Here is a 22,830-nt window from a genome sequence, read left to right on the forward strand (position 1 = left end):
CGCCTTACTGCGTATGGAGCGCCGCAGGGACACGAGCGACATCAAGGCTGTGCACCGTCACCACGCCCGTAGCCTCTCGCGAATTTCCACCCCCTGCCCGCCGTGTGGCTGCGGGGAAAATTCGTACTTGAAAACTGCCAGCGGTATGGACCGGCGGGATCAATGCCTCGAAGGATATCCTGCCATCATCGGCCATGCTGGACCGGAGTGCGGAGAACGCCTCACCGCGCGCCCGGACCGCTCCTGTCTTCGGGTCAACATAGATATTGTACTGCTTACGATCTCCCGCCTCGCCTATCTCGACACGGATGAGTATCTCGGCGCGCTGCTCGCGCGAACTGACAATCTCGCTGCGTAATGCCAGCCCTTCATGCTCCGCCAGAAAAAGTCCGGCACGATTGGGCATTGTGGTAATACGCCGAGAAACATAGTCGCCACTTGAATCGTCCCTGAGGACCCGTGCTTGCGAACCGACCGCACCGAGGACTGCAGCAAGGTCAAAGGGTTGAAGTTCGCTCCAGGCAATAGTGGAGCTGCGCGGGGTGAATTGTGCCAAGGGCGCAAAGACCGCCTCAGCCAGCGGATCATCGCGGAGAGCCTCGCCCAACAACACCGATCCATGAGCGCTCACGTGCCCATCATCGTAATATACGAGTTGCCTGTCGAGAAAGGCCGAACACTGCCCGTCGCGGCAAAGCACATCGTTAAAGTCAAAATAGGTTGCCCCCGCGCGGCGGGCTGACAGCGCGACTTGCTCATTGATCGCATCAATCACCTCACGCGGCGCCCCCCAGCGGGCCCCGCAATCGAGAAACGGCAGGCGCAGCCGCTTCCAGAGGCAGTTCCGGTCGAAATTGCCAATGCGTGAGACCTGGCCGAGAACTATCACATACGTACCGGCCCCGGTCAGGCCACGGACCGTGGCCTCCAACTCGTCCAGCATCAACGGCGTATCCCGTAGGGCGTAGGTGTCCCAGCTGGCGGAGATAATGACTGCCCTATACTGGCGGGCAATCTCGGTCATCATATGCGCAGAACTGACACATTCATCCAGCCTTGCCCGTCGCGCAAAGACTCTCGCTTCATTCGCGAAGGGCGGGCACGCGCTATGAGCGGCGTTGCGGAACGCAAAGCCATAGCGCTCAGCAAGCACACCCAGAGCCGGAACGTAGTGGCCAGCGTGGCTGTCACCCCATACGAGTACGTTAGGTTCATCCTGGGTATTGACCGCACATGCCGGGTTCAGGAGATCATTGGCGTTCAACCGCGCCCTCTGACACACATAAGCCATGCGCGAGGCGGGCTCCGCCGCTGCCGCATAACTTTCAATGCTCGCCCGATACCCGGCATCGTAATAGCGCCACGCATACCCGCCCGTCATTACGACCCCGCCGACCACCAGTGCAATCATCAGGGAGGGCGCCGCAAAGTGAACGGTAAACAGCCGGGAAAAACTGGCCCTGCTGTGCCGGACCGGCGTCTCGATAAGATAGTAGGACGCCGCTGACAGTCCAAACGTCAAACCAATGGCGATAAGCTGATGAGCCAGCAACAAATCGCCGAACATATAGCGGGAGTACGCCAGAATCGGCCAGTGCCACAGATAGAGCGAGTATGATAGCAGCCCGATCCAGACGACCGGGCGCCAGGCCAGCAGCCTTCCCAGCGTAGTGGTCCGCGAGGCACCTGCCACAATGATGGCCGCTGTACCGGCGGTTGCCGGCAGGGCGGCAAATCCCGGAAACAGGCTTTCAGCATTGAGCGCTATCAGACTCCAGCCGATAGCGAGAACGCCCGTCCATGACAAGATCTCGCGCCCTGCCCGACCAAGTTTGTCCGCTACGCCTCGCTCGGTCAGCGCATACGCAAGTGCGCCAAGCAATAGCTCACCGGCGCGCGCAGGCAGCATGTAGTAGGCAAACATTGGATGCTCACCCAGGAGCGCCTGGGCCAGCGTGAACGACGCCATCGCCGCGATGATGATTGCCACAATGCCAACACGGCGAGTCAGCCATGCGGCTCCGGCAATCCCCAGAATGGCAGGCCAGACGATGTAGAACTGCTCCTCCACGCCGAGCGACCAGAGGTGAAGCAAGGGTTCCAGAGCAGCACTGTCGGCAAAATAGTCCGTATCAAGCCCGAAGGTGAAGAACACGTTGGCGGCAAAGAAAATGCTCGCCAGCGCCGATAGCGCCATGCGCTGATTGTCAGGCTCGTTGAGGATGAACTGACCGGCGAGAAGCGTCGCGCCTATGACCGTGAAAAGGACAGGGAATAACCGCTTGATGCGCCGGCGATAGAACTCGGCATAGCTGAAACTGCCGGTTTGATGGGCCTTGGCGATAACGCCGGTGATCAGAAATCCGGATATGACGAAGAAAATGTCGACGCCAATAAAGCCACCGGGCATCCAGCTGGCATTGGCATGAAACAGAATGACTGACAGCACAGCAACAGCGCGCAGTCCGTCAATGTCGGCCCGATAGGCCATCTCTGACGCATGTCCACTGAACGACACGGTTTTTTCAACTCCCCCGGAGAAGCTCATTCAGAGCCATGAGGGGTCTAGCCGGTAGCGGCACGATGATCAACGAACAAGCATGGCCTGAGCTGGCAGGCAGCGGACAGGCGCAGCTTGTCAATCAAACGAACAAACACCGCAGCCATCAAAGGAGAATCTGGTGGGTGGTGACGGGGTCGAACCGCCGACCTACTCGGTGTAAACGAGTTGCTCTACCAGCTGAGCTAACCACCCTTCCAGAGGCCGCTGTTTAGCGCCGCGCGCGCGCGCGGGCAATCACCGCGCTGCCATCAGTTGCACCGAAGCGGCGGCCTATGCCCCGCCCCGCCTGGCCGGCTCCAGCCTGTCCGACCCGTAAGACCCGAACGAATGGACTGACACCGCATGGCCTTGCAGGGTTTCGAGCGCACGGGCCACGTTCGGGTGCTCCTCATGACCATCAAGGTCGAGGAAGAACATTTGCTGCCACGGCTTGCCCGCAATCGGCCGGCTCTCCAGCTTGGTCAGGCTCACCCCTTCCTTGCGGAAGCCATCCAGCGCGCTGACCAGCGAGCCGGCGGCGTCCGACGTCACGATTACCAGCGATGTCTTGCAAGGCAGCAGCGGCGATGCCGGTTCGGGGTCAATCGCCAGCGCGACGAAGCGCGTGTAATTCTCCGGGTGATCGGAGGCATGTGAATCGATCACATTCAGGCCGAACAGGCGCGCTGCGTCGCGCCCGGCCACGGCGGCGATATCCGGCTTGCCTGTCAGCGCCTCGTTCAGCGCCTCGGTGGAGGAACTGACCGCGCGGGTTTTCAGCTCGGGATGGCGGGCAAAGAAGCGCTGGGACTGACGCAGCGCCTGGGGGTGGCCCAGCACGGTGCGCACGGTGCCCAGATCGTGCGCCTTGCCGACTATGCAGTGCTCAACCTTGTAATGATGCTCGCCAGCAATCTTCAGCTTCGTATCGCGCAACAGGTCGTAGACCTCGACAATGCCGCCGGTTGTGGTGTTCTCGATGGGCGCAAACCCGTAATCGGCCTCGCCTTTCTCGACCGCTTCAAAAATGCCGGCAAACTCGCGCTGGATCACGGGCATGACGGCGGAGTAGCGCCCAGCGAAATGCGCGTCGGCTGCAAACTGGCTGTAGCTGCCCGGCCCGCCAAGATAGGCCACCTTGGCCTCGTTCAGCGTGGCGGTGCGCACGCGGGCATCAAGCCCGGCGCGCTGACGGCGCAAGGAGTCGTCGATAACCAGCTGGAAGAGCTTTTCAACGAAGGCCTCGTCCAGCCCCTCCTCCCGGCCCAGCGCAATGGCCCGGTCCAGCACCGCCCGTTCCCGATCCATATCGCGCACCAGTGCGCCGTCACCGGCTTTCAGCGCACCCAGCGCCTCGGCAAGCCGGCGCCGCTCCACCAGCGTGCGCACAAGATTGGCATCTGTCTGGTCAATTGCATTGCGAAGGCTTGCGCGCTCTTCGGTCCGGCTGTCGCTGTGTGTGGTCATGGCACCCTGCCCTCTTGTCCCTGAAATGAAAAACGGCCCCGTCCGGTTTGGTGGAGGGGGCCGTGAAATCCGTCTGGCTGCTAGTTTGCGCGCAGATTTCACCCGCCCCCGGTAAAGAGGCTGAAATAATAGCGGGTGGCAAAAATGCTGCGAGTGCTCATGGGGTTACTGTGAGCGCGAAATCAGGTGCGGTCAACGCCCTATGGCAACAGGCTTGGCAATGCATCGCCCGCGTGAAACGCTATGACCCGCGCATAGAAGGACATAACCGCCATGAAGCACTTCGCCCTTGGGCTAGCCGCAATCGCTCTTGCCGCCTGCACGCCGCCAGACGGCCAGGAGAGCTATGGCACCCCGCAATCACGGGTGATCGACGCCCGGATCGTCACTTCGCTTAGGGTGATCGACCTGGAGCTTTATCCCGATGCCGCGCCGGTATCGGTCGCCAACTTCATCGAACATGCGCAAGCCGGGCATTACGATGGCGGCTCTTTCTACCGCGCTGTACGCCCCGACAATGACCGCCCCGGCATTGAGCCCATGCATCTCATACAGGGCGGTTACGGGTTCGACGGCTTGCCGGGCGCTGAGGGCATTACCCACGAACCGACTGGAGAAACCGGCCTGTCGCATGTTTATGGCGCCATATCCATGGCACGCAATGAACCCGGCACGGCGACAACCGAGTTCTTCATCATGGTCGAAGACTATCCGGGGCTGGATTCCGGACCGGGCAGGCGCAATCCCGATGAGGCGGGCTATGCCGTGTTCGGCCGCGTCTTCTGGGGCATCGAAATCGTTGAGGCCATCGCGGCGCAGGAAACCAGCCTTGATGGCGCGCCAGAGGCCTTCCAGTACCCGCAATTCATCGTGGAGCCGGTGCGGATAGAGAGCGTGCGGATTTGGGAAAGAGAGTAAATCTCGCAAGTCGCCCGCCAAGAAAAAGCCCCGGCGAATGGCCGGGGCTTTTCCATTTTCTAACGGTGCAAACCCTAATGCGCCCTTGCCTCGCCCGCCTCGCCGGATGATGGCATGGCGGCGAGAGCCGCCTCGTCGGCCTCGGTCCACTCCACCGGCTCAACCGGATTGACCAGAGCGATGGAGAGCACTTCATCGACGGCTTCCACCGGAATGATGGTGAGGCCGGCCTTCACATTGTCCGGCACCTCGGTGAGGTCCTTCTCGTTCTCCTTGGGAATGAGAACGGTCTTGACCCCGCCGCGCAGCGCCGCGAGCAGCTTTTCTTTCAAGCCGCCGATTGGCAGGACGCGGCCACGCAGCGTGACCTCGCCGGTCATGGCGACATCCTTGCGCACCGGATTGCCGGTCAGTGCCGAGACGATGGCCGTCACCATGGCGATACCCGCTGACGGACCATCCTTGGGTGTCGCGCCTTCAGGCACGTGGACGTGAATGTCGGTGCGGCGGAAAATGGTCGGCTTGATGCCCACGGACGGCGCACGCGACTGCACGAAGGAGTTCGCCGCCGAGATGGATTCCTTCATCACATCGCGCAAATTGCCGGTGACTTTCATCTGGCCACGGCCCGGCATGGTGACGGCCTCGATGGTCAGCAGGTCACCGCCGACTTCCGTCCAGGCCAGCCCGGTGACGAGGCCAACGCGGTCGGCCTCCTCGGTCTCGCCAAAGCGGTATTTCTTCACGCCCAGGAAGCCTTCCAGGCTTTCCGGCGTAATCACCACCTTGTCGGTCTCGCCCTTCTCCAGCTTCACCACGCTCTTGCGGGCAAGGCGCGCCATTTCACGCTCCAGATTACGCACACCGGACTCGCGGGTGTAGTAGCGGATGACCTCACGCAGCGCGTCATCAGTCACCGACCATTCGTCCTCTTTCAGCGCGTGGTTCTTCAGCTGGCGAGGAATGAGGTGACGCCGGGCGATCTCCAGCTTTTCATCCTCGGTGTAGCCCGCGATACGGATGATCTCCATCCGGTCGAGAAGCGGCTGAGGCATGTTCAGCGTGTTCGCCGTGGTGATGAACATCACGTCGGAGAGATCGTAATCCACTTCCAGATAGTGGTCGTTGAACGTCGCGTTCTGTTCCGGGTCGAGCACCTCCAGCAGGGCCGAGGCCGGATCGCCGCGATAGTCGGCGCCCAGCTTGTCGATCTCGTCCAGCAGGAAGAGCGGATTGGAATGCTTGGCCTTTTTCATCGACTGGATGACCCGGCCCGGCATGGAGCCGATATAGGTGCGCCTGTGGCCGCGGATCTCCGCCTCGTCACGCACGCCGCCCAGCGACACGCGCACGAAGTCACGCCCCGTGGCTTCGGCGATCGAGCGGCCAAGCGAGGTCTTGCCGACGCCCGGAGGGCCAACAAGGCACAGGATAGGCCCGCGGATTTTCTTCGTACGTGATTGCACGGCCAGATGCTCGACAATGCGCTCCTTGACCTTCTCAAGACCGTAATGGTCGTTATCGAGCGTGGTCTGCGCCTTCGTCAGGTCGATCTTGGAGCGCTTGCGCTTGTTCCACGGAATGGAGAGCAGCCAGTCGAGATAATTGCGCACGACGGTGGACTCCGCCGACATCGGGCTCATCTGGCGCAGCTTCTTGAACTCGGCATCAGCCTTGGTGCGCGCTTCCTTGGTGAGCTTCGTCTTGGCGATACGCTCTTCAAGTTCGGCCAGCTCCTCGCGGCCATCATCGCCCTCGCCCAGCTCTCGCTGGATCGCCTTCATCTGCTCGTTAAGGTAATATTCGCGCTGGGTTTTTTCCATCTGCCGCTTGACGCGGGAGCGGATTTTCTTCTCCACCTGAAGGACGGAAATCTCGCCCTCCATCAGGCCCAGAACGGTCTCCAGACGGGCCACGACATTCGGGTTCGACAAAAGACCCTGCTTCTCGGTCAGCTTCACTGCCAAGTGCGCCGAGATGGTGTCAGCCATCTTGGCCGCGTCAGAGATTTCGCTGACGACCGAGAGGGCTTCGGGCGGCACCTTCTTGTTGAGCTTGGCGTATTCATCGAACTTGTCAGCAGCCGCGCGCATCAGCGCTTCAACCTCGGACTGCGGCCCGGTGTCTTCGTCCACAAGCTCGGCCTCAGCCTCGAAATAGGCCTGATTATCGCTGAACGCCTTGATGGTGATGCGCTGCGAACCTTCCACCAGCACCTTCACCGTACCGTCGGGAAGCTTCAGGAGCTGCAATACCGACGCCAGAACACCGGACTCGTAAATGGCGTCCGGCTTGGGGTCGTCATCGCCTGCGCTCTTTTGCGTGGCGAGCAATATCTGCTTGCCGCCTCGCATCACTTCTTCCAGCGCGCGCACGGATTTGTCGCGGCCGACAAATAGCGGCACGATCATGTGGGGAAACACCACGATGTCGCGCAAGGGCAGCAACGGAAGGGTTTTGGTCTCGCTCATACTCATGTCTCCGTGGGCCGCAGCCGGCCCGATAACCGGCTGTCACGGCCTGAACCCGTAGGGAAGGGTCCGCCAAAGGGTTTAACGGCGCGCTATGCATTCAGCCTCGCGCGCTTCGCTTCGCACAACAAGTGGAAGCTGAAGCGGACGCGTTCAAGGCACACCGCTGTCACAGCGGAAATCTGGCGGCAGGTGGAAGTCCGGCCGAAAGCCCGCTGGCAGACCTTCCAGTCAATATATACGTAATTTCCGGGACATCAGCAGGCTGCGGAGCAGGCTGATCTGGCTCATTGCGGCACGGCCCCCTGCCGCCGGAAGACCAGAGTGCAGCCTGCCTCGGCGGAAGATGCGCTGGAGGGAGGCGCACCCTGCTCGCGCGTGCCGAAATGAACACCCGACAGGGCAAGGTGCCGGTCGCCTTCCAGCGCCATTTCGCCGTTCACGCTGATATCTGAAGGTATCTGATTGCCGCCAGTTGCTTCAAAGCTGAAGGCGCCGGTCTCAGGCGACCATTCATACCGGCCCCAATAGTCCCAATAGCGCCCGAACGGCGTCCATGTGACCGACAGGCCATTATTCACCTCGAAGCGTATCTCCAGCGGCGGATCAATTTCAGCCTCGTCGCAGCCACGCACCGCGTCAAAAGACCAGGTGGCGATCAGCTGGCGGGCGGTGTCATCAATGATAACGATCCGCAACGTTTCAGACCCTTCGCCGCGTCGGCTGCCGCGCAGGGTTCCGGTCAGCATGATATCGGAACCGGGCCGGGCATCCTCGCCGATCTCGATGGACAGGCCGTCCTGCGATATCCGTGCGCCGTCTGACGGCGATATCTCGAAGTCCATGCACTGCACAGGCACAGGCTCGATGCCACGGCGCGGATCAAAACGGCCCACACTGATTGGGATGCTCACACCCGCCCCCGTCACAATGCGCGATGCAGGCAGCGAAGGCGGAATGTTCGCATCCATGGCGTGAAAAACCAGAGCCGCATCGCTTCTAGGATAGCTGGCACAGTCAATGGCCGCGGCGCCCGCGCCCGCCTCCTGTGCTGACCCGTCCGCCCGTGTGGTCGCGCAGGATGCGAGCAGAAGCGCCAACCCTGCAGAAGTCAGTCTGAAAGACGTCATGGTGTTCCTCACATTTGCCGTCTGAAGACCAGAGTGCAGCCTGCGTCCGCCGCCGATACGAGGGCGGTCTGCCTGTCAGGCTCGCGGGTACCGAAATGGAGGCCGGAGATGGCAAGCTGGCGTTCCTCCTCCACCACAAGGCGGCCGGTCGCGCTTACATCGGGCGGGAGGCGGTTTCCGCCTGTGGGCTCAAGACCGAACGCCCCGGTTTCCGGATCCCACGTATAGTGCCCCCAATAGTCCCAGTACCGTTCAAAAACCGTCCATGCGACACGCGCAAAATTCTCGGCGTCAAAGCGCACCTCGCGCGGCGGATCAATCGACATCCGGCTACAGCCACGCACGTCCTCGAAACTCCATGTCCCGATCAGCTGGCGTGACGCCTCGTCGACAATGGATATCCGCAAGGCACCAGTCCGCGTGGGCTCGCCCTCCTGGGCTATCACTGCCCGGAGTTCAACGACCGAGCCCACCGGGAGATCATCGGCTATTGTCAGGCGCTCGCCTTCCTCGGAAAGCGACGCATGGCCTGGCGGCTCTATCTGCCATTCAATGCATTGACCCGGAACAGGGCGCACCCCGCTGGGCCCGTAATACTCTCCGATACGGAAGGGGAAGCTGGCTCCCGCCACGACTGCAACGCTCGACATGGTTTCGGAGGGCGAATAGCGCCGGTCCATGCCGTAAAACCCTATGGGCGCGTTACTTCGCGTAACAGCCGAGCACTCCTCCAGCGGCGCGCGAACAGCTGTCATCTGCGTATCGTCTTCGACTGCCGCCGAGACACATGCGCCCGCTGCCAGCGCCGTCAGGCCTGCGGCAGCCCAGACGCTCCCCCTGATCCCGCTCACAATGGAACTCCCCCATCTTGTTCTTCAGGCGAGTTGATACGAAAAACGCCCCGGCGAACAGCCGGGGCGTCGATCTTTCCGCCATTGTCAGAGAGGGTGCTCAAGCGCCCTGACGCGGCGCCTCTTCCAGCTTGGAGCGGGCTTTGGAATAGATGTAGAGCGGCTTGGCATCGCCATTGACCACTTCGGCGTTCACCACGACCTCTTCCACGCCCTCAAGGCTGGGAAGGTCGAACATGGTGTCGAGCAGAATGCCCTCCATGATCGAGCGCAGGCCGCGCGCGCCGGTCTTGCGCAGAATGGCTTTCTGGGCGATGGCGATCAGCGCATCCTCGGTGAAGGACAGGCCCACGCCTTCCATCTCGAACAGGCGCTGATACTGCTTCACCAGCGCGTTTTTCGGCTCGGTCAGGATCTGCATGAGCGCGGCTTCGTCGAGGTCTTCCAGCGTCGCGATGACGGGCAGACGGCCGACAAATTCCGGGATCAGGCCGAAACGTTGCAGATCGTCCGGCTCCACCTCGCGCAGAACCTCGCCCTGACGGCGCGCATCGGGATCACGCACATCGGCGCCAAAACCGACAGCAGAGCCCTTGCCACGCAGCGAGATGATCTTCTCAAGGCCGGCAAATGCGCCGCCTACGATGAAGAGGATATTGGTCGTATCGACCTGCAAAAATTCCTGCTGCGGATGCTTGCGCCCGCCCTGCGGCGGCACGGAGGCAACCGTGCCTTCCATGATCTTCAGGAGCGCCTGCTGCACGCCCTCACCCGACACATCGCGGGTGATGGACGGGTTATCGGACTTGCGGCTGATCTTGTCGATCTCGTCGATATAGACGATGCCGCGCTGGGCCCGCTCGACATTATAATCGGCCGCCTGCAGCAGTTTCAGAACGATATTTTCCACGTCTTCGCCCACATAGCCGGCTTCGGTCAGCGTGGTGGCGTCGGCCATGGTGAAGGGCACATCCAGGATGCGCGCCAGCGTCTGGGCCAGCAGCGTCTTGCCGCAGCCCGTGGGGCCGATCAGCAATATGTTGGATTTGGACAACTCCACATCGGCATTCTGGGCCGCGTGGTTCAGGCGCTTGTAATGGTTATGGACCGCGACCGAGAGCACGCGCTTTGCGTGCGCCTGACCGATCACATAGTCCTCGAGCACCTGGTAGATTTCCTGGGGGCTGGGCACGCCCTCGCGGGACTTCACCAGCGAGGTCTTGTTCTCCTCGCGGATAATGTCCATGCACAGCTCCACGCATTCATCGCAGATGAATACGGTCGGCCCTGCGATGAGCTTGCGCACCTCATGCTGGCTCTTGCCGCAGAAGGAGCAGTACAGGGTGCTCTTCCCGTCGCCTGTGGTCGCCTTGGTCATACTCGCTCCAATCGGCAGCGCCCGTGTGTCTTAACATAGGGACCCGATCCGCCGTCTTCACCCGTCCGCCACCGGAATCAGTCCGATAGGCTACCCTGCAAGATCAGGGCCGGAGCTTGACGAAACGTTTCCCTTCAAACGCCATTCGATCACCAGCGCGCATGTCAATCAAGCGCGAGGTGCTGCCCGCAGCGTAAACTGCGGTTTCAAAACAACAGATGAACAGCGGCAGAACTTTGTCAGGCGCCAGCTTCAGCCCGGCGCTCGTAGACGCGGTCAATAAGCCCGAAATCCTTGGCTTCATGCGCATCCATGTAGGAATCACGATCAAGCGTTTTCTCAACAACCGCCATGTCCTGACCGCTATGACGTACGTAGATGTCATACAGCCGCCGCTTCATTTTCACCAGATCCTCACCATGGCGCTCAATGTCGGCTGTCGTGCCGCGAAAGCCGCCATAGGGCTGGTGCATCATGATGCGCGCATTGGGCGTGGCGAAACGCATGCCCTTTTCACCGCCCGCCAGAAGCAGCGATCCCATGGACGCCGCCATGCCGATACAGGCGGTGGCCACCGGCGAGGAGATGTATTGCATCGTGTCATAGATCGCGAGACCGGCCGTCACCACGCCGCCGGGCGAGTTGATGTACATGGCGATCTCTTTTTTCGGGTTTTCCGACTCAAGGAAGAGCAGCTGGGCCACCATAAGGCTCGCCATGTGGTCTTCGATCGGCCCGGTCACGAAGATGATGCGCTCTTTGAGCAGGCGCGAATAGATGTCGAACGCGCGCTCGCCCCGGCTGGTCTGTTCCACGACCATGGGAACGAGGTTCATCATCACGTCCTGGGGATCTCTCATCACCGGCTCCGTTCGGAATGTGCATTGATACTGGCGCGGACACCCGGACGGGCAACGCCTCAAGGTGCAAGCTGGTAGGCTTCGCTCAATTTGGCAAGCGAACACCGGACCCGCAAGCGGACCCGGTGTTTATCAGGCTATCAAAGGCAGTAAGGAGTAGTGCGCCTCGGCGCACTACTCTTTTTTGGCTGCTGCTTTCTTGGCAGGTGCCTTTTTCGCAGCAGGCTTGTCGCCATCAGCCTTCTTGGCCGGAGCCTTCTTGGCTGCAGGCTTGTCGTCCGCCTTGGCCGCAGACTTCTTCGCCGCAGGCTTTTTGGCCGGCTTTTTGGCCGGGGCTTCGTCCTCATCAGCAAAGAGCGTGTCGCGATCGACGCTGACTTCCTTCACCTCTGCCAGCTCGATAATGTAATCGACGACCTTCTCTTCATAGATCGGGGCGCGCAGTGCCTGGACGGCGCCCGGATTGTTCTGGAAGTACTCGACGACCTGACGCTCCTGGCCAGGATACTTCATCGCTTCCTGGTTGACGGCGCGGGCCAGCTCTTCCTGTGTCACGTCGACCTTGGCGTTGCGGCCGATCTCGGCCAGCACCAGACCCAGACGCACACGGCGCTCTGCAATGGCCCGGTAATCGGACTTGAGCTCGTCGTCGGACTTGTCCTTGTCCTCGTCTTCCAGTTCGCCAGCTTCCTTGGCCGCCAGAACTTCACGCCAGATATTCTCGAACTCGGCTTCGACCATGCGGCCCGGCAGATCAATATCGCCGTGCGCTTCGTCCAGCTGGTCGAGAAGCTGACGCTTCAATTTCATGCGCGAAGCCTGATTGTGCTCCTGTTCGAAGCGCTTGGTCAGCGCATCTTTCAGGGCTTCGAGATCGGACAGGCCGAGGCGCTCGGCCAGGCTGTCATCGATCTTGCTGTCCTGAGGCGCCTGGACCGACTTCACCTTGGTCTCGAACACGGCATCCTTGCCCGCGAGATGTTCCGCGCCGTAATCCTTCGGGAAAGTGACCTTGATTTCCACATCATCACCGGCCTTGGCACCGACGAGCTGGTCTTCAAAGCCGGGGATGAACGCGCCATCACCCAGCGCCACGCGCGAGTCGGTTGCCGAGCCGCCCGGGAAGACTTCGCCGTCAATCTTGCCGACGAAATCGATCACAACGACATCGCCGGTCGCTGCCTTGGCGGTTTTCGGCTTGTCTTCGTACGAGCGGCTATCCTTGGCGAGGCGCTCCAGCGCTTCATTGACCTGGTCGTCGCCGACCTTGGCCACCGGACGCTCCAGCTTGAGCTTTTTCGGATCAGTGGTCTCGAACTCCGGCATCACTTCGACATTGATCTCGAAGGTGAAGTCCTTGCCGTTCTTCAGAACGTCATCCGCGTCCGATTTCACTTCCACGTTCGGCTGGCTAGCCGGGCGCAGCTTGCGCTCGTCCAGCGTGGACTGGGTAGCCTCAGGCACGATCTCCTGAAGAATATCGCTCATGATCGAAGCGCCAAACATCTTGCGGATGTGGGCAGCAGGCACCTTGCCGGGGCGGAAGCCCTTCAGGCGCACTTGCGGGCGGATTTCCTCGATCTTGGCAGAGAGGCGCGATTGCAGGTCAGACGCAGGCACAACCACTTCAAACGTGCGCGAGAGACCTTCGGCGGATTTTTCCAGGACGTTCATGCGTATTCAGGCCTTGTCTTGACGGGGCCGATAGGGGCCATGCCGGGGATAGTACGGCGCGGACAATGCGCGCAACAGCGCGCCATGGCCCCATACCGAAACGAGCGCGGGTTATGTCACGCGCCGCAAGAGCGCGCAACGGTCCCTGCATGCGAATTTCCACATGGGGGTTGTGGCCCTGCCATTTTACTGTCTGGGTTCCGGCTCTCCGCTTCGCTGCGGCCGGAATGACGAAGTGGAGGAGGCAACTATGGTTCCCGTTCGGGCGTGCGGCGCGAAGCGCCGAAAAGGGCGACCGCCCGCCGGGCACTTTTGCCCGCACCGACTGAACGGAGTGAAGGAGGACAGGAAAAATGGTGCGGGTGAGAGGACTCGAACCTCCACGGATTGCTCCACTGGAACCTAAATCCAGCGCGTCTACCAGTTCCGCCACACCCGCAATGGGCCTATCTCTATCCAAACTCTCGCAAACGGGAAACCGGATATGACAACAACTGACCGTGCTGAAGGCAGCGCCCCTCCGCTCGACTGGGATGCGCGCTTCCGCGCCGATGATACGCCGTGGGAGAGAAAGCGCCTGCACCCGGCCTTTACCCACTGGCAGGCGCTGGGCCTGCTTGAGGCTGGCAAATCCATCTATGTGCCGGGCTGCGGGCGCGGCGAGGAGCCGCTGGCGCTGGCAAGGGCTGGCCTCCACGTCACCGCCATCGACCTCTCCCGCACCGCGATTGACTGGCAGAAGGCACGCTTTGCGCAAAGCGGCCTGACGGCGCATCTGGAAGCGGGAGACGCCCTTGCCTACCGGCCCGAAACGCCGTTCGATCTCTATTGGGAACAGACCTTCCTCTGCGCCATTCCGCCGAAACTGCGCAAAACTTACGAGGCGGGCGCCTACGCGCAGATTCGCCCCGGCGGGGTGCTGCTCGCGCTCTTCATGCAGAAAGAGGAGATGGGTGGCCCGCCCTATGGCTGCGGATTGCCCGCCATGCACGCCCTTTTCCCTGATACGCGCTGGCAATGGCCCGACACCGAGCCAACGGCCTTCCCGCATCCACGCCTGTCAGACAAGGCGGAACTCGCCGTGCCGCTGGTGCGGCGGTAGCCCGGTCAGTCAGAGACATTGACCAAACCACTAATCCGCACCACCTTGGTGTTATGAAAACCGGCTGCCCACATACTGCACACTGCTTCTTTGCAGGTACGCTTCTCGCAAGCTAGCCGCCCGGGCTGGAACGCCTGAGGGCGTGTCTGGTTCGGGGCATTTCATTTCTCAGCACCATCATTCTGGCACCGGCCTGTCCGGTCATACCTGTCCGCAATGCGCCGGGCCTTGGAAAATCAGTCATGCAAACTCTCACACAACCGGCCATCTATCTGGATGAAGACACCGCCGACACCCTGTACGACATCGCCAGCGCTGCCCCGGAGGGTAGCCGCGCCACCGCCACGCGCCTGCTGGGCGAGCTCGAACGCGCGATAATCGTTCCGTCCGGCGAGTTGCCAGACAAGGTCGTCCGGCTGGGGGTGAATATCGCTTACAGGGATACCGATACCGGGCGGGTGCGTACGGGTTCAATCGTGCTGCCTCAGCAAGCGGACATCAGCGCCGGACGCATCTCTGTGCTGTCGCCGGCTGGCGCGGGTCTGATCGGTCTTGAGGAAGGCAGCGCTATCAGCTGGCGGATCGGCGGCCGGGAAACCTCCCTTCTGGTCCTGAAGGTCGGGTAAGCCGCCGCCGCGGCGCCAGCTATTCAACAGGCCCGTCGAGCGGGAGACGGTGGGGTGCCCCCACTAGGCCGCGTCCCGCCAGTCGAGGATGACCTTGCCGGATTTGCCAGAGCGCATCGCGTCAAAGCCGGTCTGGAATTCCTTCGCCGGCAGGCGGTGCGTGATCAGCCTTGAGACATCGAGGCCGGACTGCAGCATCGCCAGCATTTTGTGCCAGGTCTCGAACATCTCGCGGCCATAAATGCCCTTGAAGGTGATCGCGCGCATGATGAGCGAGCCCATGTCGAGGCTGAACGGCTTTGCGGGCAGGCCCAGCATGGCGATATTGCCGCCCATCACCATGTGATCGACCATCTGCTTGAAGGCGGGCTCCGCACCGCTCATCTCCAGGCCCACATCAAAGCCTTCGGTCATTTTCAGCTCCGCCATCACGTCGCGGAGTTCCTCGTTCATGGTGTTGACCGGGCGCACGCTCGGCACCACGCGGGTGGCGAGCTCCAGCCGGTCCGGATTGATGTCGGTCAGCACGATATGGCGCGCGCCGCAATGGCGCGCGACGGCAGCCGCCATGATGCCGATAGGGCCAGCGCCGGTGATCAGCACGTCTTCGCCCACCAGATCAAAGGCCGTCGCGGTGTGCACGGCATTGCCCAGCGGATCGAGGAAAGCGGCGATCTCCATCGGCACGTTATCGGGCAGCGGCACCACGTTGAAGGCGGGGATGCGCAGATACTCGGCAAACGCGCCCGGCATGTTCACGCCAATGCCGCGCGTTTCGGGGTCAAGATGGAAGCGCCCGGCGCGTACCGCGCGGCTCTTCTCGCCCACCACATGGCCTTCGCCAGAAACGCGCATGCCGGGCTTTACCCGCGTCACATCGCTGCCCACCGCCTCGATGACGCCGCCAAACTCGTGGCCAACCACCATGGGCACCGGCACGTTCTTCTGCGCCCAGTCGTCGTAATTATAGATATGGATGTCGGTGCCGCAGATCGCCGTCATATGGACGCGGATCAGCACATCGTCCGGGCCGATTTCGGGCTTTGCCACATCCTGCATCCAGAGGCCTTCACGCGGCTCAGCCTTCACAAGCGCTTTCATCGGGTTTCCTCCGGTGCAGATGTTTTTATCTGCCCGCTATCTAGCGCATTGTGGAGGCCCGGCGAAGGGGAGGTTTGCACTCAATCCAGTATTGTAACCGGCGGAAACAGGCGCGCCATGAAGCCCGTCTTCGGGAAGGGCAGGAGCAGCAGGCGCCTCACCGGCACCCAGGCCGCCCCTAGCACGACCACGATCACGCCGAGGCTGACCAGTGTGAACGTAATCACGACCGGCACGCCAAGACCGGACTCGTTCACCAGCAGGCCGATAGCGGTGCCCGTGGTGAGCAGTCCGGCCACAATCAGCGCACGCCGGTTGATAAGCAGGGATACCAGCGCGAAAGCGCCCATCACGATCAGCGTCACGATGGCCGACCGGGTGACGTCAAATTCTTCACCAATGGCTTGCGCGGTAGCCTGATCGAAGTATTCGGTCAGCGTCCAGCCCGAATTGGCGATCATCACCGAGTAGGTCAGCAGCGCGGGCGCGGCGAACAGGTTCAGCCAGAAGCCGGTGCCCGAAAGCCGCGTGGTCCGCCCGGGATCACGCATATCGAAGGCCAGCCCCGCAAAAAACAGGAACGCCCCGAAAGCCAGCCCCAGCACGGGCAGATACACCAGTGCAATCTCCGGAAAGAGCGCACCGAGCGCCGCAATGACGGAGAGCCCCACCCCGACACCGGCAAGGCCGCCGGCAAACGGCAGGCGGAACAGCCGGTAATAGAGCAGAGCGGGTGCGAAGAAGCTGAGCGCCATCACCAGCGGGTAGAAGCGGACATAGAAAGGAAGATTTGCCAGGTACGCACTCATATCTTCAGCCGAGAACGGCTGAATGTCCTCATCCGTGCCCGTGCTGGCCTCGCCCGCTGCCTGGATCGCATCCATGGTCGAGCTGCCGGTAACCATTCCGACGATCAGTTCGAAACCGATCACAAGGAGGATCGCGATGTTGTACACAAAGATCAGGCTGAGCACGATGCCCGGCAGAATGCGGCGCTGCGCGCCCACCAGAAGCGCCGACAAAGCCAGCGCTATCACCGCCAGCATGAACCCGGCCCCCATCATGCTCAGGAACCCGCCCGTCTCGCCAAGAATGCCAGCATATGCCGCAATGGCCTGGGCCGCACCTACGCTAAGACCGACAAACAGGATGATGACGCCCAGCGAGGTGAATATGTCGTGGAAATTATTGATGAAGGGCAGGAGCTCGTCCTGCGGCCCTTGCGGGCCCTGACCGTCCGGTTGCCTCACCCGCTCCCGGCTGGCGTCTGCAGCCGGCTCCGGGGCCGCCTGACCCTGCGCATCATCGTCAGCAGGCGCACTCTCCCCGGCCCCCGCCGGATCGATACGGTCATCATTCATGGTGCTTGTCCCCCACCCAAAGTTGAGGGACAGACTGGCATGTCACCGGATTGCCGCCAAGGCTTTACCGAGTCCGGTCACACAACCCCCAGCTTCTTGCCCACCTTGGTGAAGGCCTCCACCGCGCGGTCGATTTGTTCAGGCGTGTGGGCAGCGCTCATCTGCGTGCGGATGCGGGCCTTGCCCTTGGGGACCACCGGATAGAAGAAGCCGATCACATAGACGCCTTCGTCCATCAGCGCGGATGCCATGTCTTGGCTGAGTTTGGCGTCGCCCAGCATCACAGGGATGATCGGATGTTCGCCGGGCAGAAGCTCGAACCCGGCCTCGCTCATGCCCGCGCGGAAGCGCTTGGCGTTGTCGAACAGCCGCGCGCGTAAGTCATCGCCGTTCGCGACCATGTCCAGCGCCTTCAGGCTGGCGCCCGCAATCGCCGGAGCCAGCGAGTTGGAGAAGAGATAGGGCCGCGAGCGCTGGCGCAGAATGTCGATCACGGGTCGGCTGGCGCAGGTGAACCCGCCCATCGCCCCACCCAGCGCCTTGCCGAGCGTGCCGGTGACGATATCGACCCGGCCCAGCACGCCGCAATGCTCCACGCTGCCCCTGCCCTTCGCGCCCATGAAGCCGTGCGCGTGGCAGTCATCGACCATGGTGATGGCGTCATACTTGTCGGCCAGATCGCAGATCTCTTTCAGCCTGGCGATATAGCCATCCATGGAGAACACGCCGTCCGTGGCGATGAGGATGTAGCGGGCACCGCTCGCGCGCGCTTCCTTCAGCTTGGCCTCCAGATCGTCCATGTCCGAATTGGCGTAGCGATAGCGTTTCGCCTTGCACAGGCGGATTCCATCAATGATGGAGGCGTGGTTGAGCGCATCGGAGATGATGGCGTCATTCTCGTCCAGCAATGGCTCAAAGAGCCCGCCATTGGCGTCAAACGCCGCAGCGTAAAGGATCGCGTCCTCATGGCCGGTGAAAGCGGCCAGCGCCTTTTCCAGCTCGCGGTGAACGCTTTGCGTGCCACAGATGAAGCGCACCGAAGCCACGCCATAGCCATAGCGGTCCAGCGCGTCCTTGGCGGCGCTGATCAGCTCAGGCCGGTTGGCGAGGCCCAGATAATTATTGGCGCAGAAATTGATGACATGGCTTTCGCCGCCATTCTTCGCGACATCGATCTCGGAGAATTGTTGAGAGGTGATGACCCGCTCGCGCTTGTAGAGCCCCTCGGCCTCGATCTCCTGCAAGGTGCTGGCAAGGTGGGCGTAAAAGCTGTTGGCCATGGCGGGTGTCTCCGGTGTTTGCGTGCAAGCAACCGGGATAGGCCAAGCGGCTTTGCAGGGCAATGCGGCGGGCCTCCCTCGTGCTTCGAGACGCAGCTAGCGCTGCTCCTCAGCATGAGGGAGCCAGATGGTTTTTGCCCTCATCCTTGCGGACGCAGTGGCGCTCGAAGGACGAGGGCAAAGTCTGCCGTGGGTCCCGGCTCTCCCTGCGGTCGGCCGGGAGTTCAGGCAGTGGGGCCTACCGCACCGGCTCCGGTTTACGCTTTGCGCCGGACTTGCCCTTGCCCTGCGGCTTGATGCGGTCGCCGGGGATGATCTCGAAATCGAGCCGGTCCTCGTCGGCGGCATCAACATCGACCTTCACCACACCGCCCTTGCGCAGCTGGCCAAAGAGAATCTCGTCTGCCAGAGGCTTCTTGATGTGCTCCTGGATCACGCGCCCCAGCGGACGCGCACCGAACTTCTCGTCATAGCCACGCACCGCCAGCCAGGCTTTCGCAGGCTCGGTCAGCTCGAAGGTGACGCCCCGGTCGGACAGCTGGGCTTCCAGCTCCAGAACGAACTTCTCCACCACGCGGGCAACGACATCCTGCTTCAGGCCGGCAAAGCCGATCACGGCATCGAGCCGGTTGCGGAATTCGGGCGTGAACAGCTTTTCAATCGCCGCCGTATCCTCGCCCTCGCGCTTGCCGCGGCCAAAGCCGATGGCTTCCTTGGCGGCGTCAGACGCGCCCGCATTCGTGGTCATTATCAGGACCACATTGCGGAAATCGATCTTCTTGCCGTTGGCGTCGGTCAGCTCGCCATTATCCATGACCTGCAGGAGGATGTTGAAGATATCCGGGTGCGCCTTCTCGATCTCGTCCATCAGGAGGACCGAGTGCGGATGCTGGTCGACCGCATCGGAAAGCTGGCCGCCCTGATCATAGCCAACATAGCCTGGAGGCGCGCCAAGCAGGCGGCTCACCGTATGGCGCTCCATGTATTCGCTCATGTCAAAGCGCAGAAGCTCCACGCCCAGCACGGAAGCCAGCTGACGGGCAACTTCGGTCTTGCCGACGCCGGTGGGGCCGGAGAAGAGATAGCAGCCAATCGGCTTTCTCGGCTCGCGCAGGCCCGCACGGGCGAGCTTGATCGCGCTGGAGAGTTTCGAGATAGCCTCGTCCTGGCCGAACACCACTCGTTTGAGCGAGACATCGAGATCTTTCAGCACCCGCTCGTCGGACTTCGATACCGATTTCGGGGGGATGCGAGCCATCTTGGCGACGACCGTCTCCACTTCCTTCACACCAATGGTTTTCTTGCGCTTGGACGCAGGCACAAGACGCATGGAGGCACCAGCCTCGTCGATCACGTCGATGGCCTTGTCCGGCAGTTTGCGGTCGCCGATATAGCGGTCGGCCAGCTCCACCGCGCTTTTCAGCGCTTCATTGGTGAAGCGCACATCGTGGAAGTCCTCGAAATAGGGTTTGAGCCCCTGCAGGATCTTGATGGAGTCCGGCACGGACGGCTCGACCACATCGATCTTCTGGAAGCGGCGGGCAAGCGCCCGGTCCTTCTCGAAGTGCTGGCGGTATTCCTTGTAGGTCGTTGAACCCATGCAGCGCAGCGAACCCGACTGCAGGGCGGGCTTTAGCAGGTTGGAGGCATCCATCGCCCCGCCGGACGTGGCGCCCGCACCAATGACGGTGTGAATTTCGTCGATGAACAGCACGGCGTTGGGCCGGGCTTCCAGCGCCTTGACCACCTGCTTGACGCGCTCCTCGAAATCGCCGCGATAGCGCGTGCCAGCCAGCAGCGCGCCCATATCAAGCGAGTAGATCGTCGCCTCTTCAAGCACTTCGGGCACATTGCCTTCCACGATCAGGCGGGCAAGGCCTTCGGCGATGGCCGTCTTGCCGACGCCCGGATCACCCACCAGAAGCGGGTTATTCTTGCGGCGGCGGCAGAGAATCTGCACGCAGCGCTCCACCTCTGCCGCGCGCCCGATCAGCGGATCAACACTGCCCGCCTTGGCCTTGGCGTTCAGATCAACGCAATAGGCGGCCAGCGCATCATCCTTGTCCTCGGCCGCGTCCTCATCGGCCTCGTCAGCGCCCATGGGGCGGCGGCTCTCGTCCGCGCCCGGCTTCTTGGCGATGCCGTGGGAGATGAAATTGACCGCGTCATAGCGGGTCATGTCGCGCTCAGCCAGGAAGTAGGCCGCGTGGCTCTCGCGCTCGGCAAAGAGCGCGACCAGCACGTTCGCGCCGGTCACTTCCTCGCGCCCTGAATTCTGGACGTGAATCACCGCACGCTGGATGACGCGCTGGAAACCGGCCGTGGGCTTTGCATCATCGTCATTATCGACGATCAGGCTCGCCAGCTCGTTATCGACATAATCGCCGAGCGTGGCGCGCAGCTCTTCCACATCGACGTCGCAGGCGCGCATTACCGCAGCAGCGTCCTCGTCATCGCAGAGGGCCAGCAGCAGATGCTCCAGCGTCGCGAACTCATGCCGGCGCTCATTGGCCGCCGTCAGCGCGATATGCAGGCTTTGCTCAAGGGCAGGCGAAAATGATGGCACGGGACTAGTCCTTTTCCATGGTGCACTGGAGAGGATGCTGTGCCCGGCGTGCCGCGTCCATAACCTGCGCCACCTTGGTCTCAGCTACCTCGTAGGTAAAAACGCCGCAAACCCCCACCCCATTCTGGTGAACATGCAGCATGATGCGAGTCGCGTCTTCCTGGTCCTTGTGAAATATGACCATCAGAACCTGAATGACGAATTCCATGGGCGTAAAGTCGTCATTGAGCAGCAAGACCTTGTACATGGACGGGCGCTCGGTACGCGGGCGCGTTTTCACGGTAATGCCCGTCTGGCGCTCCGTGTCGCCGGGTCCAGGTGCCGATGGCCCCTTTGGTCCCGATGGTTTGCGCGGGTCCGTCATGCCCATTCGCTGGTCCGCCTCGCTTCGCATGCGTCTCCGGGCGAATTGCCGCCCGTCCGGAGAATTAAATAGGCATGCGGGGGCCAGTGAGAAGCCCCCCAGAGCGGCTTGTTAACAGTCCGCGCTGGCAGCGGGCGGCTGGAAACACGTTTTTGAAGGGGCTTGGTGAGCCGGCCGGGGCTCGAACCCGGGACCTACTGATTAAAAGTCAGTTGCTCTACCAGCTGAGCTACCGGCTCTCATCAAGAGTGCGCGTATCTATAGAGGCCCGCCGCGCCGGTCAAGGCGCTCAAGTGCGTCACGATTGCGCGTTTCACCATCATGTTTGCCATGGCTTTGCCATCATGGACAGACACTCTGCTCCGGCAGGAGGACGGGCTTGATGAATTTTGCGCGTATGGCGGTGATATGTAGCGTGTCGGCGCTGGCGGTTTCCGCCTGCACGACATCGCGCGAAACCTTTGACGAAGCAGCCGGGCGCACCATGCCGGCCGCCTATGATGCGCTGGGCGCGCCGCGCGAGCGTCCGGGCGCCGTGATGGTGGAGGAAGGCGAGCGCACCGTCCCCACACCCTATGGCGGCTCTGGCGCGCGCCGGGTCTGCTCCACTGTGGCGACCGACATTGCGCGCCTGACAGCCGTGCTCGGCCCCGATCGCGAGCAGCCCCCTGCCCGTGACGAAACAGCCGAGGAGGCCCGCGAGCGCTCCATCTGGGATAGCGGGCAGGACTTGCTGTCACGCGCGCCGGATGCCGCTCAGGACGCAGCCGTGGACGCCTATTATTCGGCCATTGTGGGCCTGAACCCTGTCAGGCCCGTTGCCCGCTTTGTGCAGAATTCGGCGCGTATCGAGGCAGAGGCCCGCGCCCAGCGCGAAATGGCCGACCGCCGGCGCGCCTATTTGCGCGGCCTGTTTGACGGGTATGGCTGCAACCGGCGCATCCTGGAGCAGACCTTCATCCGCTATGGCCTTGCTGATGATGCATCATCAGCGCAATAGTGCCGCCGCTCTGCAATCAGGGTGCGTGGGGCGCATTGCGCCTGCGGGTCTCGCACGTTATCAGCATGGTTAACGCGGCAGCGCACGAGTCCTTGCTGCCCGGCGATCCAGACATTTTCGATTGAAAGCAGGCCAGACT

General features: G+C 62.0%; 17 protein-coding genes and 3 tRNA genes. 4 read left to right on the forward strand and 16 right to left on the reverse strand.

From position 1 onward, the window contains the following. Positions 1-4: 4 nt before the first annotated feature. The 3 genes from ACTIGC_RS07835 to ACTIGC_RS07845 form a co-directional block, all read right to left on the reverse strand. Positions 5-2,518 (reverse strand): acyltransferase family protein, encoded by a 2,514-nt coding sequence (locus tag ACTIGC_RS07835; protein WP_439633863.1) that lies wholly within the window; start codon positions 2,516-2,518, stop codon positions 5-7. Positions 2,519-2,679: 161 nt separating this feature from the next. Beyond that, positions 2,680-2,755 (reverse strand) — tRNA-Val (locus ACTIGC_RS07840). Positions 2,756-2,833: 78 nt separating this feature from the next. After that, entirely contained in the window at positions 2,834-4,009 is a 1,176-nt protein-coding gene (locus ACTIGC_RS07845; RefSeq protein ID WP_439633864.1) for a bifunctional chorismate mutase/prephenate dehydratase, read from the reverse strand. Between the two features lie 273 nt (positions 4,010-4,282). Here ACTIGC_RS07845 and ACTIGC_RS07850 point away from each other — a divergent pair, with 273 nt between their 5' ends. After that, on the forward strand, positions 4,283-4,927 hold the full coding sequence (locus ACTIGC_RS07850; protein ID WP_439633865.1) for a peptidylprolyl isomerase: 645 nt from the start codon (positions 4,283-4,285) through the stop codon (positions 4,925-4,927). Between the two features lie 74 nt (positions 4,928-5,001). Here the strand turns inward: ACTIGC_RS07850 and lon are convergent, their stop codons facing one another. The 7 genes from lon to ACTIGC_RS07885 form a co-directional block, all read right to left on the reverse strand. Then, entirely contained in the window at positions 5,002-7,398 is a 2,397-nt protein-coding gene (lon, locus tag ACTIGC_RS07855; RefSeq protein WP_439633866.1) for an endopeptidase La, read from the reverse strand. Between the two features lie 287 nt (positions 7,399-7,685). Continuing rightward, the gene (locus tag ACTIGC_RS07860; RefSeq protein WP_439633867.1) at positions 7,686-8,369 is read right to left on the reverse strand and encodes a hypothetical protein; all 684 of its coding nucleotides are present in this window, start codon (positions 8,367-8,369) and stop codon (positions 7,686-7,688) included. A gap of 167 nt (positions 8,370-8,536) precedes the next feature. Continuing rightward, the gene (locus tag ACTIGC_RS07865) at positions 8,537-9,379 is read right to left on the reverse strand and encodes a hypothetical protein (protein WP_439633868.1); all 843 of its coding nucleotides are present in this window, start codon (positions 9,377-9,379) and stop codon (positions 8,537-8,539) included. Positions 9,380-9,479: 100 nt separating this feature from the next. Beyond that, on the reverse strand, positions 9,480-10,757 hold the full coding sequence (gene clpX / locus ACTIGC_RS07870) for an ATP-dependent Clp protease ATP-binding subunit ClpX (protein WP_439633869.1): 1,278 nt from the start codon (positions 10,755-10,757) through the stop codon (positions 9,480-9,482). 239 nt (positions 10,758-10,996) lie between these two features. Next, positions 10,997-11,617 carry an ATP-dependent Clp protease proteolytic subunit gene (locus ACTIGC_RS07875; protein ID WP_439633870.1) on the reverse strand — a complete coding sequence of 207 codons (621 nt, stop codon included), beginning with the start codon at positions 11,615-11,617 and terminating at the stop codon, positions 10,997-10,999. Between the two features lie 174 nt (positions 11,618-11,791). After that, positions 11,792-13,291 carry a trigger factor gene (gene tig, locus ACTIGC_RS07880; RefSeq protein ID WP_439633871.1) on the reverse strand — a complete coding sequence of 500 codons (1,500 nt, stop codon included), beginning with the start codon at positions 13,289-13,291 and terminating at the stop codon, positions 11,792-11,794. 354 nt (positions 13,292-13,645) lie between these two features. Further along, positions 13,646-13,730 (reverse strand) — tRNA-Leu (locus tag ACTIGC_RS07885). A 45-nt stretch (positions 13,731-13,775) separates the two neighbouring features. On the opposite strand from ACTIGC_RS07885, the gene ACTIGC_RS07890 reads away from it, so the two are divergent. Both ACTIGC_RS07890 and ACTIGC_RS07895 read left to right on the forward strand, forming a co-directional pair. After that, on the forward strand, positions 13,776-14,393 hold the full coding sequence (locus ACTIGC_RS07890; RefSeq protein ID WP_439633872.1) for a methyltransferase domain-containing protein: 618 nt from the start codon (positions 13,776-13,778) through the stop codon (positions 14,391-14,393). A 242-nt stretch (positions 14,394-14,635) separates the two neighbouring features. Then, positions 14,636-15,019 (forward strand): GreA/GreB family elongation factor, encoded by a 384-nt coding sequence (locus ACTIGC_RS07895; RefSeq protein ID WP_439633873.1) that lies wholly within the window; start codon positions 14,636-14,638, stop codon positions 15,017-15,019. Positions 15,020-15,082: 63 nt separating this feature from the next. Here the strand turns inward: ACTIGC_RS07895 and tdh are convergent, their stop codons facing one another. The 6 genes from tdh to ACTIGC_RS07925 form a co-directional block, all read right to left on the reverse strand. Next, on the reverse strand, positions 15,083-16,120 hold the full coding sequence (gene tdh / locus ACTIGC_RS07900; RefSeq protein ID WP_439633874.1) for an L-threonine 3-dehydrogenase: 1,038 nt from the start codon (positions 16,118-16,120) through the stop codon (positions 15,083-15,085). A gap of 80 nt (positions 16,121-16,200) precedes the next feature. After that, positions 16,201-17,481, reverse strand: a complete 1,281-nt coding sequence (locus ACTIGC_RS07905; RefSeq protein WP_439633875.1) for a hypothetical protein — start codon at positions 17,479-17,481, stop codon at positions 16,201-16,203. Positions 17,482-17,558: 77 nt separating this feature from the next. Continuing rightward, positions 17,559-18,761, reverse strand: a complete 1,203-nt coding sequence (locus ACTIGC_RS07910) for a glycine C-acetyltransferase (RefSeq protein ID WP_439633876.1) — start codon at positions 18,759-18,761, stop codon at positions 17,559-17,561. Between the two features lie 238 nt (positions 18,762-18,999). Continuing rightward, on the reverse strand, positions 19,000-21,327 hold the full coding sequence (clpA, locus tag ACTIGC_RS07915; RefSeq protein WP_439633877.1) for an ATP-dependent Clp protease ATP-binding subunit ClpA: 2,328 nt from the start codon (positions 21,325-21,327) through the stop codon (positions 19,000-19,002). Positions 21,328-21,331: 4 nt separating this feature from the next. After that, a complete protein-coding gene (gene clpS, locus ACTIGC_RS07920) occupies positions 21,332-21,691 on the reverse strand; it encodes an ATP-dependent Clp protease adapter ClpS (RefSeq protein WP_371395063.1) in 360 nt (119 codons plus the stop codon). Positions 21,692-21,854: 163 nt separating this feature from the next. After that, positions 21,855-21,930 (reverse strand) — tRNA-Lys (locus ACTIGC_RS07925). A 143-nt stretch (positions 21,931-22,073) separates the two neighbouring features. On the opposite strand from ACTIGC_RS07925, the gene ACTIGC_RS07930 reads away from it, so the two are divergent. Beyond that, entirely contained in the window at positions 22,074-22,691 is a 618-nt protein-coding gene (locus tag ACTIGC_RS07930) for a hypothetical protein (RefSeq protein WP_439633878.1), read from the forward strand. The last annotated feature ends 139 nt before the right edge of the window (positions 22,692-22,830 follow it).

Origin of the sequence: Glycocaulis sp., from assembly GCF_051859565.1 — a bacterium.
GTDB lineage: Bacteria > Pseudomonadota > Alphaproteobacteria > Caulobacterales > Maricaulaceae > Glycocaulis.

Bases quoted from the DNA above. Each gene is read 5' to 3' on its own strand.
- ACTIGC_RS07845 (WP_439633864.1), bottom strand. From the start codon at position 4,009: ATGACCACACACAGCGACAGCCGGACCGAAGAGCGCGCAAGCCTTCGC.
- ACTIGC_RS07850 (WP_439633865.1), top strand. From the start codon at position 4,283: ATGAAGCACTTCGCCCTTGGGCTAGCCGCAATCGCTCTTGCCGCCTGC.
- lon (WP_439633866.1), bottom strand. From the start codon at position 7,398: ATGAGCGAGACCAAAACCCTTCCGTTGCTGCCCTTGCGCGACATCGTG.
- ACTIGC_RS07860 (WP_439633867.1), bottom strand. From the start codon at position 8,369: ATGGATGCGAACATTCCGCCTTCGCTGCCTGCATCGCGCATTGTGACG.
- clpX (WP_439633869.1), bottom strand. From the start codon at position 10,757: ATGACCAAGGCGACCACAGGCGACGGGAAGAGCACCCTGTACTGCTCC.
- ACTIGC_RS07875 (WP_439633870.1), bottom strand. From the start codon at position 11,617: ATGAGAGATCCCCAGGACGTGATGATGAACCTCGTTCCCATGGTCGTG.
- tig (WP_439633871.1), bottom strand. From the start codon at position 13,291: ATGAACGTCCTGGAAAAATCCGCCGAAGGTCTCTCGCGCACGTTTGAA.
- ACTIGC_RS07890 (WP_439633872.1), top strand. From the start codon at position 13,776: ATGACAACAACTGACCGTGCTGAAGGCAGCGCCCCTCCGCTCGACTGG.
- ACTIGC_RS07895 (WP_439633873.1), top strand. From the start codon at position 14,636: ATGCAAACTCTCACACAACCGGCCATCTATCTGGATGAAGACACCGCC.
- tdh (WP_439633874.1), bottom strand. From the start codon at position 16,120: ATGAAAGCGCTTGTGAAGGCTGAGCCGCGTGAAGGCCTCTGGATGCAG.
- ACTIGC_RS07905 (WP_439633875.1), bottom strand. From the start codon at position 17,481: ATGAATGATGACCGTATCGATCCGGCGGGGGCCGGGGAGAGTGCGCCT.
- ACTIGC_RS07910 (WP_439633876.1), bottom strand. From the start codon at position 18,761: ATGGCCAACAGCTTTTACGCCCACCTTGCCAGCACCTTGCAGGAGATC.
- clpS (WP_371395063.1), bottom strand. From the start codon at position 21,691: ATGACGGACCCGCGCAAACCATCGGGACCAAAGGGGCCATCGGCACCT.
- ACTIGC_RS07930 (WP_439633878.1), top strand. From the start codon at position 22,074: ATGAATTTTGCGCGTATGGCGGTGATATGTAGCGTGTCGGCGCTGGCG.